At 37.6% G+C, this 18197-nt stretch carries 13 protein-coding genes; 11 read left to right on the plus strand and 2 right to left on the minus strand.

Going from position 1 to position 18197, the window contains the following annotated elements:
• Positions 1-27: 27 nt before the first annotated feature.
• The 4 genes from gpmI to QUH73_RS13310 all read left to right on the plus strand — a co-directional run bounded on the left by gpmI (position 28) and on the right by QUH73_RS13310 (position 4901).
• A complete protein-coding gene (gpmI, locus tag QUH73_RS13295; protein ID WP_289530924.1) occupies positions 28-1557 on the plus strand; it encodes a 2,3-bisphosphoglycerate-independent phosphoglycerate mutase in 1530 nt (509 codons plus the stop codon).
• Positions 1558-1659: 102 nt separating this feature from the next.
• Positions 1660-2241, plus strand: coding sequence for a DUF3109 family protein (locus tag QUH73_RS13300; RefSeq protein ID WP_289530925.1), 582 nt, complete (start codon positions 1660-1662; stop codon positions 2239-2241).
• Positions 2242-2469: 228 nt separating this feature from the next.
• Positions 2470-3840 carry a dipeptidase gene (locus QUH73_RS13305; RefSeq protein WP_289530926.1) on the plus strand — a complete coding sequence of 457 codons (1371 nt, stop codon included), beginning with the start codon at positions 2470-2472 and terminating at the stop codon, positions 3838-3840.
• A 341-nt stretch (positions 3841-4181) separates the two neighbouring features.
• Positions 4182-4901: a FadR/GntR family transcriptional regulator gene (locus QUH73_RS13310; protein WP_289530927.1), complete on the plus strand. Its 720-nt coding sequence runs from the start codon at positions 4182-4184 to the stop codon at positions 4899-4901.
• Between the two features lie 73 nt (positions 4902-4974).
• On the opposite strand, the gene murQ is transcribed toward QUH73_RS13310, so the two are convergent.
• Positions 4975-5805 carry an N-acetylmuramic acid 6-phosphate etherase gene (murQ, locus tag QUH73_RS13315; protein WP_289530928.1) on the minus strand — a complete coding sequence of 277 codons (831 nt, stop codon included), beginning with the start codon at positions 5803-5805 and terminating at the stop codon, positions 4975-4977.
• Between the two features lie 10 nt (positions 5806-5815).
• Positions 5816-6646, minus strand: a complete 831-nt coding sequence (locus tag QUH73_RS13320) for an ATPase (RefSeq protein ID WP_289530929.1) — start codon at positions 6644-6646, stop codon at positions 5816-5818.
• Between the two features lie 269 nt (positions 6647-6915).
• Here QUH73_RS13320 and nagB point away from each other — a divergent pair, with 269 nt between their 5' ends.
• The 7 genes from nagB to QUH73_RS13355 all read left to right on the plus strand — a co-directional run bounded on the left by nagB (position 6916) and on the right by QUH73_RS13355 (position 17982).
• Entirely contained in the window at positions 6916-8898 is a 1983-nt protein-coding gene (nagB, locus tag QUH73_RS13325) for a glucosamine-6-phosphate deaminase (RefSeq protein WP_289530930.1), read from the plus strand.
• Positions 8899-8983: 85 nt separating this feature from the next.
• Entirely contained in the window at positions 8984-12106 is a 3123-nt protein-coding gene (locus QUH73_RS13330; RefSeq protein ID WP_289530931.1) for a golvesin C-terminal-like domain-containing protein, read from the plus strand.
• A 27-nt stretch (positions 12107-12133) separates the two neighbouring features.
• A complete protein-coding gene (locus tag QUH73_RS13335) occupies positions 12134-13594 on the plus strand; it encodes a glycosyltransferase family 2 protein (protein ID WP_289530932.1) in 1461 nt (486 codons plus the stop codon).
• Between the two features lie 146 nt (positions 13595-13740).
• A complete protein-coding gene (locus QUH73_RS13340) occupies positions 13741-14619 on the plus strand; it encodes an N-acetylmuramoyl-L-alanine amidase-like domain-containing protein (RefSeq protein WP_289530933.1) in 879 nt (292 codons plus the stop codon).
• A gap of 75 nt (positions 14620-14694) precedes the next feature.
• Positions 14695-15717 carry a DUF4922 domain-containing protein gene (locus QUH73_RS13345; RefSeq protein ID WP_289530934.1) on the plus strand — a complete coding sequence of 341 codons (1023 nt, stop codon included), beginning with the start codon at positions 14695-14697 and terminating at the stop codon, positions 15715-15717.
• 3 nt (positions 15718-15720) lie between these two features.
• Positions 15721-16632: a GNAT family N-acetyltransferase gene (locus QUH73_RS13350; RefSeq protein WP_289530935.1), complete on the plus strand. Its 912-nt coding sequence runs from the start codon at positions 15721-15723 to the stop codon at positions 16630-16632.
• Positions 16633-16656: 24 nt separating this feature from the next.
• Positions 16657-17982: a SpoIID/LytB domain-containing protein gene (locus QUH73_RS13355; RefSeq protein WP_289530936.1), complete on the plus strand. Its 1326-nt coding sequence runs from the start codon at positions 16657-16659 to the stop codon at positions 17980-17982.
• Positions 17983-18197: the final 215 nt, after the last annotated feature.

Below are 18197 nucleotides of genomic sequence, written 5' to 3' on the forward strand. Positions count from 1 at the left end.
AGAATTTAAGATATAAAATACTTCAAAATGACAAATAGTAAAAAAGCTTTATTGATGATCCTTGACGGATGGGGGATTGGTGATAAATCAAAATCAGATGTAATTTCTTCAGTAGCTACTCCATACATGGATAGCCTGTTGGCAAAATATCCCAACTCGCAATTGCAGGCTGCAGGTAGGTTTGTTGGTTTGCCTGACGGACAAATGGGAAACTCAGAAGTTGGACATTTAAATATTGGTGCCGGTCGTGTTGTTTATCAGGATTTGGTAAAAATAAACATGGCGGTAGAACAGGATACCCTTAAAGATAACGAGCAGGTTGTTAAAGCTTTTACTCATGCTAAAGCAAATGGTAAAAAAGTTCATTTAATTGGATTGATTGGTAATGGTGGTGTTCATTCATTAAGTGCCCATGCAATTGCTCTTTGCGATGCAGCTCAGGCTTTTGGATTGAAAGATGTATTTGTTCACGGATTAACCGATGGACGTGATACAGATCCTAAATCAGGATTAGGATTCGTAAAAGAATTTGTTGAAGCAATTGAAACTACAGGATCAGCAAAATTTGCATCTCTTATAGGACGTTACTACGGAATGGATAGAGACAGCAACTGGGAACGTGTTAAACTTGCTTACGATTTATATACAAAAGGAGAAGGTGAATCAGCTTCTAACGTTGTTACTGCAATGGAAAAATCATATGCAGAAGGCGTAACAGATGAATTTATCAAGCCAATTGTAATGGTTGATGCTGCTGGTGCTCCTCTTGCTACTATTGAAAAAGGTGATGTAGTTATCTGTTTTAACTTCCGTACTGATCGTTTGCGTCAAATGACAACTGTGTTTACGCAGGAAGACAAGAAAGAGTTCGGAATGCATACCATGGATGTAGAATGGTATACCATGACTTGTTACAATTCTAACTTTAAGGGAGTGAATGTAATCTACGATAAAGATAACGTTCAAAATACAATGGGTGAGGTTGTATCTAAAGCTGGAAAAAAACAGATTCGTATTGCTGAAACTGAAAAGTATGCTCACGTAACTTTCTTTTTCTCGGGTGGTAGAGAAGCTGAATTCGAAGGTGAAAGAAGATTAATGGTTCCATCTCCAAAAGTGGCAACTTACGATTTGCAACCTGAAATGTCCGCACCGGCTGTTGCCGATATGATTACTGCTGAATTGAATGCTCAATCGGCTGATTTTGTTTGTTTGAACTTTGCCAATGGCGATATGGTTGGTCATACAGGAGTTTATGAAGCCATCTCGAAAGCAGTTCAGGCTGTAGATAAATGTGTTGAGCAGGTTGTTGAGGCTGCTAAAGCAAATGGATATGATGTAATTATTATTGCAGATCATGGAAATGCTGATTTTGCTGTAAATGCCGATGGTTCTCCAAATACTGCACACTCCTTGAATCCTGTTCCTTGCATTTGGGTGACTGAAAATCCTAAAGGAATTGAGAATGGTATTCTTGCTGATGTGGCTCCAACTTTATTGGATATCATGGGGATTGAGAAGCCTGCAGATATGACCGGTAAATCTTTGATAAAATAGAAGATTGTAACTGAAAATATAAGTTTCCGTATTATCTTTGCCGATAATACGGATTTTTTTTTCTTAAATCCACGAAAGTAGAAATTGTAAAAGTATAGCATTGTGTTACAGATAGGAAAAGCCATAGTAAGTTTAGACGTGATCGAAAAGAAATTCATTTGTGATATTTCAAAATGTTGCGGGGCTTGTTGTGTAGAGGGAGATTCGGGTGCTCCGTTAGAGGAAGAAGAGAAGTTGATTATTGAGGAGATTTATCCCGTGATAGAAGAGTATCTTACCGAAAAAGGCATTGATGAAATTGAAAAACAAGGTAAAACTGTAATCGATTCGGATGGTGATTTGGTAACTCCTATCATTAACAATAAAGAATGTGTTTATACTGTTTTTGAAAATGGATCGGCACAATGCGGTATCGAAAAAGCTTTTTTCGATGGTAAAATAAACTTTCGCAAACCAATTTCCTGTCAGTTATACCCGATACGAATTCAGAAGTATGAAGAGTTTGATGCGGTGAATTATAACAAATGGGATATTTGCAAACCTGCCAGAGAATTAGGATTTAAAAACGGAACCCCGGTTTATGTTTTCTTAAAAGAACCATTGATCAGAAAATATGGTGAAGAATGGTATAAAGAACTTCAATATGCCGCTGAACACATTGATGAAATCATGAAAAAAATGTAGATGACAAAGTACCAAATGTAAGGGGAAAAGTATCACAAAATTATATTATAAACAGTAACCGCTTGGTTGCTGTTTTTTTTATGCTCTTTATGTGTGTTTATTTGATTTATGATTTGATGGGTGTTGACATTTAATAGCCTGCAAATCTCCGCTGGATGGAGGCTGAAAGCTAATTTCAAATTACTATATTTACGTTTCAAATTACTTAAATCCAATAAACACACTATTATGGATAACATTAAAGCATATATTGAAGAGAACAAAGAGAGATTTTTAGAGGAACTGTTTGGACTGATTCGAATTCCATCAATTAGCTCGATTGAAGCAAATAAACCAGAGATGTATAAAGCTGCCGAATATTGGAAGCAGTTGATGTTGAATGCTGGTGCTGACAAGGCGGTGGTAATGGAAACAGAAGGAAATCCTGTTACCTACGGTGAGAAAATTATCGATCCAAAATTGCCAACGGTTATGGTTTACGGACATATGGATGTAATGCCGGTTGATCCAATTAATTTGTGGAACACAGATCCTTTTGAGCCTGTTGTTAAGGATGGTAAAATTTGGGCCCGTGGTGCTGATGATGATAAAGGTCAGGCATTTATGCATGCAAAGGCTTTCGAATATATGGTGAAGAACAATTGTCTTCCTTGTAACGTGAAGTTCATGATTGAAGGGGAAGAAGAAGTGGGATCACCTAACCTCCCAAAATTTTGTGAAGAGCACAAAGAAATGTTGCAGGCGGATGTGATTTTGGTTTCTGATACAGGAATGATTGCTCCGGACATACCATCAATTACTACAGGATTACGTGGATTGATGTATTGGGAAGTTGAAGTGACTGGTCCTAATCGTGATCTTCATTCAGGATTGTTTGGTGGAGCTGTAGCAAATCCAATCAACGTTTTGGCTAAAATGATTACTCAGATGGTTGATGATAATGGTCATATTACCATTCCTGGATTTTACGATGATGTAATTGAAGTTACTAAGGACGAAAGAGAAATGATGGCTGAAGCTCCTTTTGATGTTGAGGAGTACAAAAAAGCAATCGATGTAAAAGAGTTAGCTGGTGAGAAGGGTTATACTCCTTCTGAACATACAGGAATTCGCCCTTCGTTTGATGTTTGCGGTATTTGGGGAGGATATATTGGCGAAGGTGCTAAAACAGTTCTTCCTTCAAAAGCAACGGCAAAAATTTCAACCCGTTTGGTTCCGAATCAAAACTGGGAAAAGATTTCAGTTCTATTTAAAGAACATTTCGAAGCAATTGCTCCGGATTGTGTAAAAGTAGTTGTTACTCCGCTGCATGGAGGACAAGGATATGTTTGTCCGATAGATTTCCCGGCTTACATTGCTGCAGATAAAGCGTATACCAAAGTTTACGAAAAACGTCCTGTACCTGTTCGCAGTGGTGGAAGTATTCCAATTATTTCTTCTTTCGAAGAGATTCTAGGAATTAAATCTGTACTCATTGGATTTGGATTGGAAAGTGATGCAATTCATTCTCCAAATGAGAATTTCCCATTGGAGCAATTTTTTAATGGAATCAACACAATTCCATTGTTCTACAAGTATTTTGCAGAATTAAAGAAGTAACCCAAATGTTTAAATAAATGGGATAATAATTTGCAATTCAAATATAATTGGAAAGGGTATTCTGGCATAGAGTACCCTTTTTTAGGCAAAGATATATTTTGGTATGATCAGTTTAAAGTTTGATTGGGATTTGTCTTAATTCCTTATTTTTACGGAGGATAATTATTATTTTATTTCATTGATACTTCGGAATCGTTTAAAATAAAGCTTAAACCTTGAAAATCGGTATTTTTCTGGTTATGTTTGTATTTGGGTTTAATTGCATGGTTTTTTAACGGAATACAGACTAATTGCTGTATATTTCGCAATAGATCATACAAGTTGAAGTAAATTTGCAGTTCATGGATGAAATTTTTGGAAAAATAGGATCAGCTCAAACTCTTAGTCAGAAGATTGAGCGCCGAATAGAAGAGGCTATTCGCCAGAAGAAGTTACTGGTGGGAGCTAAACTTCCATCGGAGCGAGAATTATGCGAGATGTTTGCAGTTAGTCGGACTGCATTACGCGAAGCTTTGCGTAGATTAAGTGCCCGCGGCTTAATTGAGATTAAAAAAGGTAGTGGCATGTATGTTAGCGAGTTGAAGATCAAAGATGCCATTGATTCTTTAAATTTGTATTATGATTTAAGTTTTGACAGTAATTTGATCCCTCAAATTATTGAAGTACGGCGTGTTTTTGAACCGGAAATTGCCAGGATGGCGGCGAATAACAGAAGAGATAAGGATCTGGATCTATTGCTTAAGAATATTGGGGATTTGGAAGATTGTGATCCGGATAATACTCAGATGGAAGCTGATATCATCAATAAATTTCATTTGAATGTTGCTAAGGCCTCCTGTAATCCGATTGTGATTATTACTATGGAGCCAATCTATTCTCTTTTGCCACGTATGCGAAATTTGATTTATGCCAATGTCGATGGAGAGAAAGATTTTACAATTAAAGCTCATCGTACCATTTATGAAGCTATTCGGGATAAGAATGCTGATAAGGCTTTTGAAGCGATGGTTGGACAGATAAACAGAACCCTTGAGATTTACACACAATATTTGAAAAAATAAGAACTATAATTTCAATAAAAAACGGAGATTGATCATTCAATCTCCGTTTTTTTTATCGTTTTTAAAACAATATTTATTTGTAAGCTTCAATGGCCTTTTTTACTGAGCCATGTTTTAAAAGTAAGCTTTTGGCAACTTCTTTTTCAAGTTTTAATTCTTCCATAATCATTTTGGTTCCTCGTTCAACCAATTTTTTGTTGGTTAGCTGCATGTTAACCATTCTGTTGCCCTGAACTCTTCCCAATTTTATCATTAAGCTGGTAGTGATCATGTTAAGAATCATTTTTTGAGCAGTTCCGGCTTTTAGTCTGGTACTTCCGGTAACAAATTCGGGTCCAACAATTGCCTCAATTACAATTTCTGCTTCTTGCGAAACGGGAGCTCCTGGATTACATGTAATACAAGCTGTAAGCAAAGCATTTTCGCGGGCTTTTTTTACACCGCCAATAACATAAGGAGTTGTGCCCGAAGCAGCAATTCCCAATACTGTATCATTCTGATTAAAACCATGTTCCTGTATTTCCTCCCAGGCTTTGTTCCAATCATCTTCGGCCGATTCAACGGCATTTCTTAAGGCCTTTTCTCCTCCTGCAATCAATCCAATTACAATATTTCCCGGAACTCCAAAAGTTGGCGGTAATTCTGAAGCATCCAATACGCCAAGTCTGCCACTTGTGCCGGCTCCAATATAAAATAATCTACCTCCGGCTTTAACGCGGTCAACAAGTAGGGAAACAAATTTCTCGATTTCTGGAATTGCGCGATTTACTGCCAAATGAACTTGTCCGTCTTCCTGATTAATTCCAATAAGTAGTTCATTAACCGACATCTTTTCCAAATTGGAAAAGTTAGAAGGTGATTCTGTTATTTTGTTTGAAGTTTTCTGGTTACCTGCTTTATTCATTATTTTATTTTTATTTACCAAGATGGTACTGAATCAATCCTTCCAATGGGCTTTGCTCAATTCTTCCAAGACGTAAACCGGTCTTGGCTGCGACCATTTCCAATTCATTTTTAAAGTAGTATGCAATACTTCCGATAAAGTGAATGGGTAGGTTGATGTGATTATTGTATTGTTTTATATTTCTTTCGAAAAATTCACCGAAGCTCTTTTTTACAAGCTCCGATATATATGGTGATTGAATGTTCTCAGAAAGAAAGATTGTAAATTGAGCAAGAAAACGGCTGGGAGCTTCCTCTTTGTATACTTTGTTTATGATATCTGCATATTCCAGATTGTATTTCTGGTAGAATGCACTTTTTATTTCAGCAGGAGCAATATTTTTAAGAATATCAGCCAACAATTTTTTACCCATAACAGCTCCGCTGCCTTCGTCACCCAATATGTATCCCAAGGGAGGAACGTTGTGTTCAATGTTTTCCCCATCGTATAAGCAGGAATTGGATCCTGTTCCAATGATACACGCTATGCCTTTTTCTCTTCCGCAAACCGATCGGGCTGCAGCTAAAACATCGCTGTTAATTTCGCAATTTGCATCTGGAAAAATTTGTAGTAAGGAGTCTTTAATGATTTTCTTCTTATCATCAACGGCACAACCGGCACCGTAAAAAAAGATTTGGGTAACCGAACCAAAATCATCAAGTGAGCTAATTATTTTAATTATCGAACTCGTATTTTGATGGTACGGATTGATTCCTAAAGTTTGTTGGCGTTTAGTTACGCATTTACTTCCGAGAAGAACCCAGTCGGTTTTGGTTGATCCGCTCTCTGCAATTAATATCATGATTTTATTTTTATAACATGTATGATGAATGTTAATTTAAAATGAATTTACAAATAATTAAATTAATATTGAATTTGTATTTTTCCATTTTCATTCCTTCTACATTGCTTAATATCCTTATTGTACGGGTGAATTTATTTTCACGTTACAAATATATAAAAATTAAACATTTGTAAAAAGTATTATATAACATGTATGACCAATTTTGGAAAATATGATTTTCTGTTCTATTTTTGATCCGAAAGTAATTTAAATCAGGAGATAGCAAAATGGAGAATCAGATACTGCAATTTAGGGAAGAGCTTGATGAAGCCAAGTTGTATTACCAACCTTCAGATGAGTTCGACAGAACAGTGAAAACCCGGTACGAGAAAATGCCGGCAGATATTTTTTCAACAGCTGAAAAGGCGGCCAAATGGGTTGCCGGTGAAATTGCAAATGAAATTAAGCAAAAACAAAAGCTTGGAGAAAAGTGTGTTTTGGGATTAGCTACTGGTGCAACACCATTAGGGGTGTATTCTGAATTGATTCGTCTGCACAAAGAGGAAGGCTTGTCATTCATGAATGTGATTACTTTTAATTTGGATGAGTATTATCCGATGTTGAAACTGAGTGCACAAAGCTATAATCATTACATGAATGATGTTCTGTTTGATCATATCGATATTCCTAAAAATCAAATTCATGTGCCGGATGGGGAGGTAAGCAAGATTGCAATTACCGGATACTGCAAAGAATACGAAAAGTTGATTGATTCTTTTGGAGGATTGGATTTGCAAATACTTGGAATTGGTCGTACAGGCCACATTGGGTTTAATGAACCTGGTTCACAACTGGATTCGATAACCCGCTTGATTATGCTCGATTCCTTGACCAGACGAGATGCTGCCAAAGATTTTAATGGATTAAATAATGTACCTAAGGCGGCTATAACAATGGGTGTTGGAACCATATTTAAAGCCAACCGGGTTATTTTAATGGCCTGGGGCGAAGGAAAAGCTGCGATTGTAAAAAAGGCATTGGAAGAAAGTCAGTGCGATGCCGTTCCCGCCAGTTATTTGCAACGACATACCGATGTGAAGTTCGTTTTGGATGTGCCGGCAGCAAGTGAATTGTCAAGAGTAAAAAATCCTTGGCTGGTTGGAAGTATTGAGTGGGATCGTTATTGGATTCGGAAAGCGGCTGTTTGGTTGTGTAATAAATTACAAAAACCAATTTTGAAACTGACTAATCGTGATTATAATGATAATGGATTGAGTGAGTTACTTGCTTTGTATGGTTCGGCTTACGAGGTAAATATTAAGGTATTTAATGATTTGCAACACACCATAACAGGCTGGCCGGGAGGAAAGCCAAATGCAGATGACTCTCACAGGCCGGAGAGAGCAGAACCGGCAAGTAAAAGGGTTTTGGTTTTTAGTCCGCACCCTGATGATGATGTAATTTCGATGGGAGGAACTTTGAAACGATTGGTAGATCAAAACCATGAAGTTCATGTTGCTTACCAGACTTCAGGAAATATTGCGGTTGCCGATGACGAGGCAGTTAGATATCTTTCTTTTGTAAAGAGTTTTTCGAGAACTCATGATACCAACGAAGGTAATCTTCAGTGTGTAATTGAAGATATTCAAAAGTTTCTGTTGGAAAATAAAAAGCCGGGAGGAATAGATACAGCTGAAGTACGAAATATGAAAGCCTTAATCAGGAGAGGAGAGGCAAAGGCTGCCTGTCGTTTTGTTGGTATTCGATCAAAAAACCTTCATTTTTTGGATCTTCCTTTTTATGAAACGGGTACGGTTAAGAAAAATCCACTGGGAGAAGAAGATGTTCGAATTTTGGTGAACTTGCTTCGAAAGATAAAACCTCATCAAATTTTTGCTGCGGGTGATTGGTCCGATCCTCATGGAACACACCGGGTATGTTGGGAAGGAATATATCAGGCATTAAAAATAGTGAAAGATGAGGAGTGGATGAAGGATTGCTACGTGTGGTTGTACCGTGGAGCTTGGCAGGAGTGGGATTTGGACGAAATCCAAATGGCAGTTCCGGTTAGTCCTGAGGAATTGCAGCACAAACGAAATGCAATATTACGTCATCAATCGCAAATGGAAAGTGCTCCTTTTATGGGAAATGACTCCCGATTATTCTGGCAAAGATCAGAAGAAAGAAATAGGGCTACAGCTGATTTATTTAACAAATTAGGCTTGGCAGAATACGAGGCAATTGAAGCTTTTGTCAGGTATATTGTTTAGATTTATCTGAGAATTTCCGAATTCAATTTATCGAATTCCAGATTCTTTTAAACTGGTTCATTTTAACCGTAAAACAATGATTTCCATGTTTGTATTTTTTCGAAATATTCGTTTTTTTAGAGTACTTTTTGTAATCTCTATATTGTTGTTGTTCTCAAATTTTAATTTGATAGCCGCTAAGAAATCAGACCGACTGAAGCGAAAAGCCGACAAAGCAGCACAATTTTTTGTTGAGCAAGCTTCCAAAGATTTTGTTTTCACATTTAAGTACGATAGTTTGCAAATAGATTCAGAGCAAGAAGAAATCACATTGTATATGAATCCGGTGTTTTCGTATATCCCGTTTCGTCCGGAATCTGTACAGAGATATAAGAAAGATTTCAAGGAAGAATTGGGGCGAAGATTTCGGGATTATTCCATCCGAATGGAAAGTATGGGACAGGAAATAAGTGATTTAATTCCTAATCTCTATCGAAATGGAATTGTTGAGGTGGATACAAATCGTTTGAATAAGAATCCTGAAGTAACGAAAGCTTTGGTGCGAAGAGTAAACACAGGGAACGATGCAAAACTTGGATTGGAAAATAAACACATTGCTTTGTGGTACTCACATGGATGGTATTATGAGAATACTTTGGACAGATGGGAATGGCAACGGGCAAGAGTTTATACAACGGTGGAAGATTTGTGGACCATGGAATTTGTAGTGCCATATATTGCTCCGATGCTTGAAAATGCCGGAGCGAACATATTGTTTCCTCGCGAAAGAGATATTCAGAAAAATGAAGTGATTGTAGATGCTGATTGGTCATCGGAAGGATCGGAATATCTTGCAAATGATTCCGTTTGGGAATTGAATTCACAAGCGGGTTTCGCAAATAAGTATCCATTTTATATTGAGGGCGAAAATCCATTTGAATTGGGAAATAGCTATCAGACTGAGGCGGGTACTGACGTATCCGCTAAAGTGCAATACATTCCTTGTTTTCCTGAAAAAGGAGAATATGCGGTATCTGTTTCCTATTCTGATGATGAGGATAATGTGAATGATGCACACTATACCGTGCATCACGCAGGAGGTGAAACTGAGTTTTTGGTGAATCAAAGTATGGGTGGTAAAACCTGGATTTATTTGGGAACTTTTCTTTTTGATAAAGGGAAAAATTCCGAAAAGGGAATGGTTGAATTGACCAATGAAAGTAAGGAGCCTGGAAAGTGGATTTCGGCTGATGCGATTCGATTTGGTGGAGGAATGGGGAACATTGCCCGGGGAAATCCCGAAGAATTGGATGAGTTGAAGAAGCAAAGAACAGAGCTTGGATTTGAAATGGACTCCTGTGTTTGGCAAAAATATACAAGTAACCGACCAAGATATCAGGAGGCAGCACGTTATTATCTTCAGTATGCAGGTATGCCCGATTCGTTGGTGTACAGCATTAATAAAGATTACAAGGCAGATTATAGTAATCGGGGGAAAGATGCAGTTAAATTTCAGAAAAAAGAAAGTGGCAAAACCGATTACAAGGATGATTACATGAGTCGTGGTGAGTGGGTGGATTACTTGCTTGGAACGCCCTCCGGCCCAACAAAAAGTCCAACTGTAAAGGGATTGGGGATACCCGTTGATATGGCTTTGGCATTCCACACCGATGCAGGTTTTACCTCTAATGATTCAATTATTGGAAGTTTAGCCATTTACTCTACAACCAGAGATGAAGATCGTTTTCCAAACGGACAGTCGAAATGGGCAAGCCGCGATTTAACGGATATTATTCAATCTCAGGTTGTGCAGGATATTCGTAAAAAGTATGAACCAAAATGGACAAGGCGAGGAATGTGGAACAAGCAATATTCAGAAGCGTACCGTCCAAAAGTTCCTACCATGTTGTCTGAATTGTTATCGCACCATAATTTTGCTGATATGTATCAGGGAATGGATCCGAAGTTTAAATTCGATATCTGCAGAGCTTATTACAAAGGGATTTTAAAGTTTCTTTCATCGCAGGATAAAAGAGATTATGTGGTTCAGCCTTTGCCTGTTGATCATTTTCAAATCAGGGAAACCGAAAAAGGAATTGTTCTTTCATGGAAACCAGTAGCAGATCAATTGGAGCCTACGGCAGTTTCTGAATCATACAAAGTTTACACAAGAATTGAAGATGAGGGATTTGATAATGGAATAGTTGTTTCCAATTCCGAATATAGAATTACAAATTGTAAGCTGGGAGTGATTTATAGTTTTAAAGTAACAGCTTTAAATAAAGGTGGCGAAAGTTTCGATTCTGAGATTCTAGCCTATTGCAAATCAGAAAACGGAAAGAAACCGATTTTGATTGTAAATGGATTTGATAGGGTGTCGGCTCCTCAGGGATTTGATGATGGGAAGTTTGCCGGTTTTGTAAGTTCGGAAGATGAGGGTGTCGCATACAAAAGAAATATTGCCTATGTGGGTGATCAGTACGATTTCGATCGAAAGTCGAAATGGTTGGATGATGACGCTTCGGGTCATGGAAGCTCATATGCTGATCAGGAAGAAAGAATAATTCCGGGCAATAGTTTCGATTATCCTTTTGTACACGGACAGGCGGTTCGCGATAATGGTTTTGGATTTGTATCGATGAGTGATGAGGCATTCGAAGAATTGAATTGGGAAGCGCAGGATTATTATGTGTTGGATTTGATTTTTGGAGAGGAAAAAACAACAAAGAGAATTTACGGCAAAGAAAATAAGGATTTTACAATTTACACGCCCGAAATGAGAGAGGCGATTCGAAAATACATTAGCTGCGAAAATGCAAATTTGTTACTTTCGGGTGCTTATGTGGGAACCGATTTGAAATTGTGTGGCGATAGTCTGGCAAAAACTTTTGCTGAGGATGAATTGCATTTTCAGTTCCGAACTAATCATGCGAGCAAATTGGGGAAAGTATCGCATACCAACGAAGTACGAAATAATTTTACAGGAGAATATCAATTCGAAACAGGATATTCACCCGATATATATAAGGTTGAAGCACCCGACGCGATTGAACCTAAAGGTAAAGGCGCAAAAGTTCTTCTTCGTTATTCAGGAAATAATAAAAGTGCCGGTGTATTGTATGATGGAAACTATCAATCTGTAATTTTAGGCTTTCCATTCGAAACACTGGAAACGAAAGAGCATCGAAATGAATTGATGAAACAGATGCTTCAATTTTTTAATCAGTAAGAAAATAATAAAAACACAATAATTACTATGAACGAAAAGGTGACATGTTTTATTCCTTTTGGAACAAAGGAAGAGACCGAAATAACAATTAATGAGCTGATAAAATCAGATTTGGTAGCTGCGATTTATGTGGTAGGTGGAGATGCAGAACTAGATGCTGAAGGTGTTAATATTTTAACATCGGAATCGTTATCCCACGGAAAAACGGTTCATGCAATTGCTGAGAAAACAGATTCCGAATATGTTTTCATCTATACAAAAACAAGTGCCTTAACTTTGGGACAATTGGCTTTGGATCGGTTTCTGAAGGTAGCCAAGGATACAAATAGTGGTTTGGTGTATTCAAATTATCGTGCCATTAAGAATGGTGTGGTTGAAAATTGTCCGGTAATCGATTATCAGGAAGGAAGTTTGAGAGATGATTTTAATTTTGGATCGGTTCTTTTTTACGATGCGAAGGTGTTGAAAGAAGCAGTGAAAGATGTAGACACTTCTTTTCGTCATGCAGGATTGTATGAATTGCGTTTGGCAATGGCAGCCCGTTCTGAATTTATGAGAATTCCGGAAGTGTTGTACACCGAAGAGGAAATGGATACAAGAAAATCGGGAGAGAAAATTTTCGATTACGTTGATCCTAAAAATCGCGCAGTACAAATTGAAATGGAGATTGCCTGCACCGAACATTTAAAGAGAATTGGAGCTTTTTTAGCACCAAAATTTGACAATGTTGCCTTTAATGAAGGCAATTTTAAAGTGGAAGCTTCTGTTGTGATTCCGGTTCGCGATCGTGTAAAAACCATTGAGGATGCGATTAAATCGGTGTTGGCTCAAAAAGCGAATGTGGATTTCAATTTAATTATTGTGGATAACTACTCTACGGATGGAACGACTGAAATTATTCAGAAATATGCTGCTGTGGACAATCGGATCATTCACATTATTCCGGAACGAAAAGATTTGGGAATTGGAGGCTGTTGGAATGAGGCAGTAGCTCATGAATCTTGCGGAAAATTTGCCATTCAGTTGGATAGTGATGATTTATATGCAGGTGAAACCACTGTGCAGAAAGTTGTAGATGCATTCTACAGTCAAAACTGTGCTATGGTTGTGGGAACTTATCAGATGGTGAACTTCGCATTGGAAGAAATTCCTCCGGGAATTATCGATCACAAAGAGTGGACACCGGAAAACGGAAGAAACAATGCGCTTCGTATTAATGGATTGGGAGCTCCCCGTGCATTCTATACTCCGGTATTGCGTAAGAATCCGATTCCAAATGTAAATTACGGAGAAGATTATGCTTTGGGATTGGCAATTTCGCGTAATTATCAAATTGGTAGAATTTACGATCCAATTTATTTGTGTCGTCGCTGGGATGATAATTCGGATGCTTCTCTGGATATTGAAAAAATGAATACTCACAATACGTACAAAGATCGTATTCGTACCATCGAATTGAAAGCTAGAAAATTATTGTGCCAAAAATAGATTAAAACACATGATTTAGACTCTGTGCAACTCTGTGATCTCCATGGTAAAAAAATAGTTTAATCACAGGGAGCACAGAGATTATCAGAAAAAAAGGAGGAATACAGGTGTTATTTTAGTGAGAAACCTGATAAAAAATACGAAGTATGAAGCAAGTTTTTCAAATTTTAGTGGTATTGCTGATTTCTCTAAGCTCTTGCCAAGGAAAGAAATCCCAACAAGAGGTGAAGGAATCTGTCCAATTTAAAGATTCTGTTGATCAGGAAATTTTTAATTCTATTCGGAAAATAGCAGGGGCGATGTCGATTGATTCATTGTCATTGAATGATCGGGTAGTTGAAGTGGCAAAAATGTTTCTGCAAACAGCTTATGTTGGCGGTACTTTGGATGGGAATGAGAAGGAACAGCTGGTCGTTAATTTCCGGGAGTTGGATTGTACTACTTATCTGGAGAATGTGGTGACTTTATCAAAAGCACTATCAAACGATTCGGTTGCAACTGATAATTTTTTGAAAGAGCTTGAAAATCTGCGATACCGAAATGGTAAACTGACTGATTATTCTTCGCGCCTGCATTATTTCTCCGATTGGATTTATGAGAATGAAAAGAAAGGAATCGTAAAAAATATTACAGTCGAAATTGGTGGCGAAAAGTACAATAAAACAATCAATTTTATGAGTACGCATGTCGATTCTTATCCTGCTTTACAAGCGGATGCTTCATTGGTAGAAAAGATCCGGAAGACCGAAAATGAAATCAATGAAAGAGAATTGTTCTATATACCGGAAGCAAAAATTCAACCCTTGGAGGATAAAATTCATAATGGGGATTTAATTGCCATTACGACTAAAATTGAAGGACTGGATATATCTCATGTAGGAATTGCTATTCATGTGAATAACCGATTGCACTTGATGCACGCTTCCAGCAAAGCTAAAAAAGTGGTGATTTCAGATATTCCTTTGGCAGAAATGCTCATGCAAAGTAAATATCAATCGGGAATTATGGTGGCTAGGTTACAGTAAGTTATAACCTGACAGAGTCGAAGACCTGTAAGCGTTAAATGATTTAATTTAACAAACAGACTAAAGGAATATATTTTGTCAAGATATTGGGAAACAATGAATGTAAACAGCATAAATAAATTAGAGAATTTATTGGAGGAGAAATCTTCCAGACAGATATTGGGAGATTTTCTGAACGATCAGATTAGAAATTGGCCTTTGGCAACAGGAAATTACAAGGGATTGGAAAAGGTGGAGGAGAAAGAATTTCAATTCGATGGATATAAGATCAAAGTTCAGTTCAATCCTGAAAGAATTAGATCCTCAGCTGCGAAAGTAGATCAAAAGAGTATTGAGAATCGCGCTTGTTTTTTGTGTCTCGATAAGCTTCCCAAAGAACAAGGTGGTATCGCTCAAGGCGATGATTTTGTGATTTTGGTAAATCCGTTTCCCATCATTCCACAACATTTTACCATTCCAAAAATCGATCATGTCGATCAGAGTTTTGAAGAGAATGTTTCAGGAATGTTGTCTTTGGCCAAAAACATGCAAGGATATACTTTGTTTTATAACGGACCAAAGTGTGGAGCATCAGCTCCCGATCATATGCATTTTCAGGCAGGCAATAAAGATTTTATGCCGGTAGAAACAGAGTATGCTGTTTTGAAGAATTTGCAATCGGAACTTTTGAGTGATTCAAGCAAAGTTGAGATGAGGGCTTTCCCGAATTATTTAAGGAAAATGATTTCAATTGAGTCGGAAAGTGAAAAGGAAATGATGAAATCCGTTTCTGTTTTCTATCATATTTTTGCAAATATGCAAGCAGCAGAAAAAGAGCCAATGCTTAATGCAATTTGTTCTTTTGCGGACGGTAAATATAGTATGCATTTGTTTCCACGAAAGCTGCATCGTCCATCACAATATTTTGCCGAAGGCGATCAGCAATTGCTGATAAGTCCTGCATCAGTCGATTTTGGCGGAGTGTTTATTACTCCTCGCCGGGAGGATTTTGATAAAATTACTTCGAATGACATTGTGGATATTTTCAAACAAGTAAGTGTTGATGATAATTTTTTTCAATCCTTATGTGAACAGATTATTGATGCGTTAAAAAAATAGATTATGCCCTGTACTGTCCGAAAATATTCAGCTTCCGATTTTGATGAAGTTTTGGTTTTGTGTCAAAACGCATACAAGTTCGATTCTTTTACCAAAGAATTGCTTCACGAGAAAATTTATGAAGATCCTTTTTTCAATCCTGAAATAATTTGGCTTGCCGAGGAAGGAACTGCTATTGTTGGATTCTTGATGGGAACCTGTCGAATGGATATTCGGGGAGTAAACTATGGTTACGTAAAACTAATGGCTGTAAAAGAATCGCATCAAAGAAAAGGAATTGCCCGAAGCATGTATGAGCTGCTCGAAAAGGAATTGTGTTCGCGAAAGGTTGATGTGATGCGATTGGGTGATGTTCCAATGAATTATTTCATGCCGGGCATCGATCCCCGGTACACACCTGCACTTTGTTTTGCCATGCGAATGGGATTCAATCGATTTATGGATACATCCAATCTTACTGTGAATTTATCGTTTCGGGAATGGATTGATGATGAGAAAATCAAAGCACTCCACTTGGATAATATTGAAGTTTCCCGTGCAGCAATTGAAGATAAAGATGAATTGATGAATTTTGTGGCTGAAGAATGGAAACTTTGGCAATTTGAATTGGAGATGGCCTACAAATTGAATCCTATTGCCATTCATATTGCAAAGTTGAATGGGAAAATAAAAGCATTCTCGGCACATAGCGCAAATAATAAAGGTTTGCCATGGTTTGGTCCAATGGGAACACATCCCGATTTGCGTGGGAAAGGAGTGGGAAAAGTGTTGTTGTACCGCTGTCTGGAAGATTTGAAAAATATAGGCTTCAAAACAGCAATAATTCCATGGGTAGGACCAATCGATTTTTATTCTCATCATGCAGGAGCAGTTGTTGAAAGAGTATTCTGGCGATATGAGAAAAAACTATCATAAACAGAAAGTCAAATGAACTATAATATGAACGAACCACAATTACGGGTAGGCATCATGTACGAGCCTAAAATTTCATTCACATTAAATGGAATTTACATCCTCCAGCAAAATGGAAAAGAATATACAGGAAGGCAAGATGCCTTCTATATCAATGATAATATAGCCTTTGATGGTTTTGTAAATGAAGAACTGATTTTTTATCCTAAATATTACGAAGAAGCATCTTTCGATTTGTTTGATGTAACTATTGGAATTAAATTCCATTGGGAACGAAAAGAAGATCAGCGCTTCAAGGGTGCTTTGCACTTTATTTGCGAAGATGAAAAATTGACCGCCATCAATGTTCTTTCTTTGGAGGATTATTTGATAAGTGTTATTTCATCTGAAATGAGTGCTACCAGCAGTATGGAACTGTTGAAAGCTCATGCAATTATTTCCCGTTCATGGTTAATCGCGCAGGTGATAAAAGGGGCTGAGTTGCAAAAATCAGAAACGAATTATCAGAGTATTGTAGAAACCGATGAGCAATTTATTCGTTGGTACGATCGAGAAGATCATGTGAATTTTGATGTTTGTGCCGATGATCATTGTCAGCGTTATCAAGGCATTACCAAACAATCGACCCAATTGGTAGTTGATGCAATTAATGCAACTCGTGGATTGGTGCTTACCAGTGAGGGTGAAGTCTGCGATGCCCGTTTCTCGAAATGTTGTGGTGGCGTTGCCGAGACTTTCGAAAATGTATGGGAACCCGAAAATCATAAATACCTGCAGGCTGTTATCGATAATCCCAAAGCACCGGCAGGATATGATTTAAATCTGAAAAATGAGGCCGTGGCCGGAAAATGGATCCGTACTTCGCCTGAAGCTTTTTGCAATACCACCAATAAGGAAATTTTGTCGCAGGTTTTGAACGATTACGATCAGGAAACTATGGATTTTTATCGTTGGAAGGTAGAATATACACAAGATGTAATTTCAGAATTAATAGCACGTAAAACGGGTAAAGATTTTGGACAAATTTTAGATTTAATTCCTGTTGAAAGAGGTGAGTCAGGTCGTTTAATCAAGCTGAAAATTGTTGGTTCAAAACGAAGTTTGGTAATCGGAAAAGAATTGGAAATCCGAAAAGTACTTTCCGAATCGCATTTGTACAGCTCCGAATTTGTAGTTGACAAAGAAGGGGAAGAGAATGGAGTACCGGCTAAATTTATTCTGATAGGTGCCGGTTGGGGACATGGTGTTGGTCTATGTCAGATTGGAGCTGCGGTGATGGGTGCCAAAGGATACAAATACGATGAAATTTTGCTGCATTATTTCCGTGGAGCAGAATTGGAAAAAAGATATTAATGAAAGATAAGAGATATGAGAAAAAACTGGAGTATTCCTTTTCGGAAGCTATAAATGTCTCAAATCTTATATTTAAGCAATAGAAGCGATTTATTGTCGTATTCCATCCAATCCGACCGATCTTGGAGCTATTGTTTGCATGTAGCAAGAAAGTCCCCTTTAGGGGATTTAGGGGTAAAAAGATAAATGCGACATTATCTAATTTCTCATACTTA

It is taken from the genome of Labilibaculum sp. K2S, assembly GCF_030372765.1.
Classification (GTDB): Bacteria; Bacteroidota; Bacteroidia; order Bacteroidales; family Marinifilaceae; genus Labilibaculum.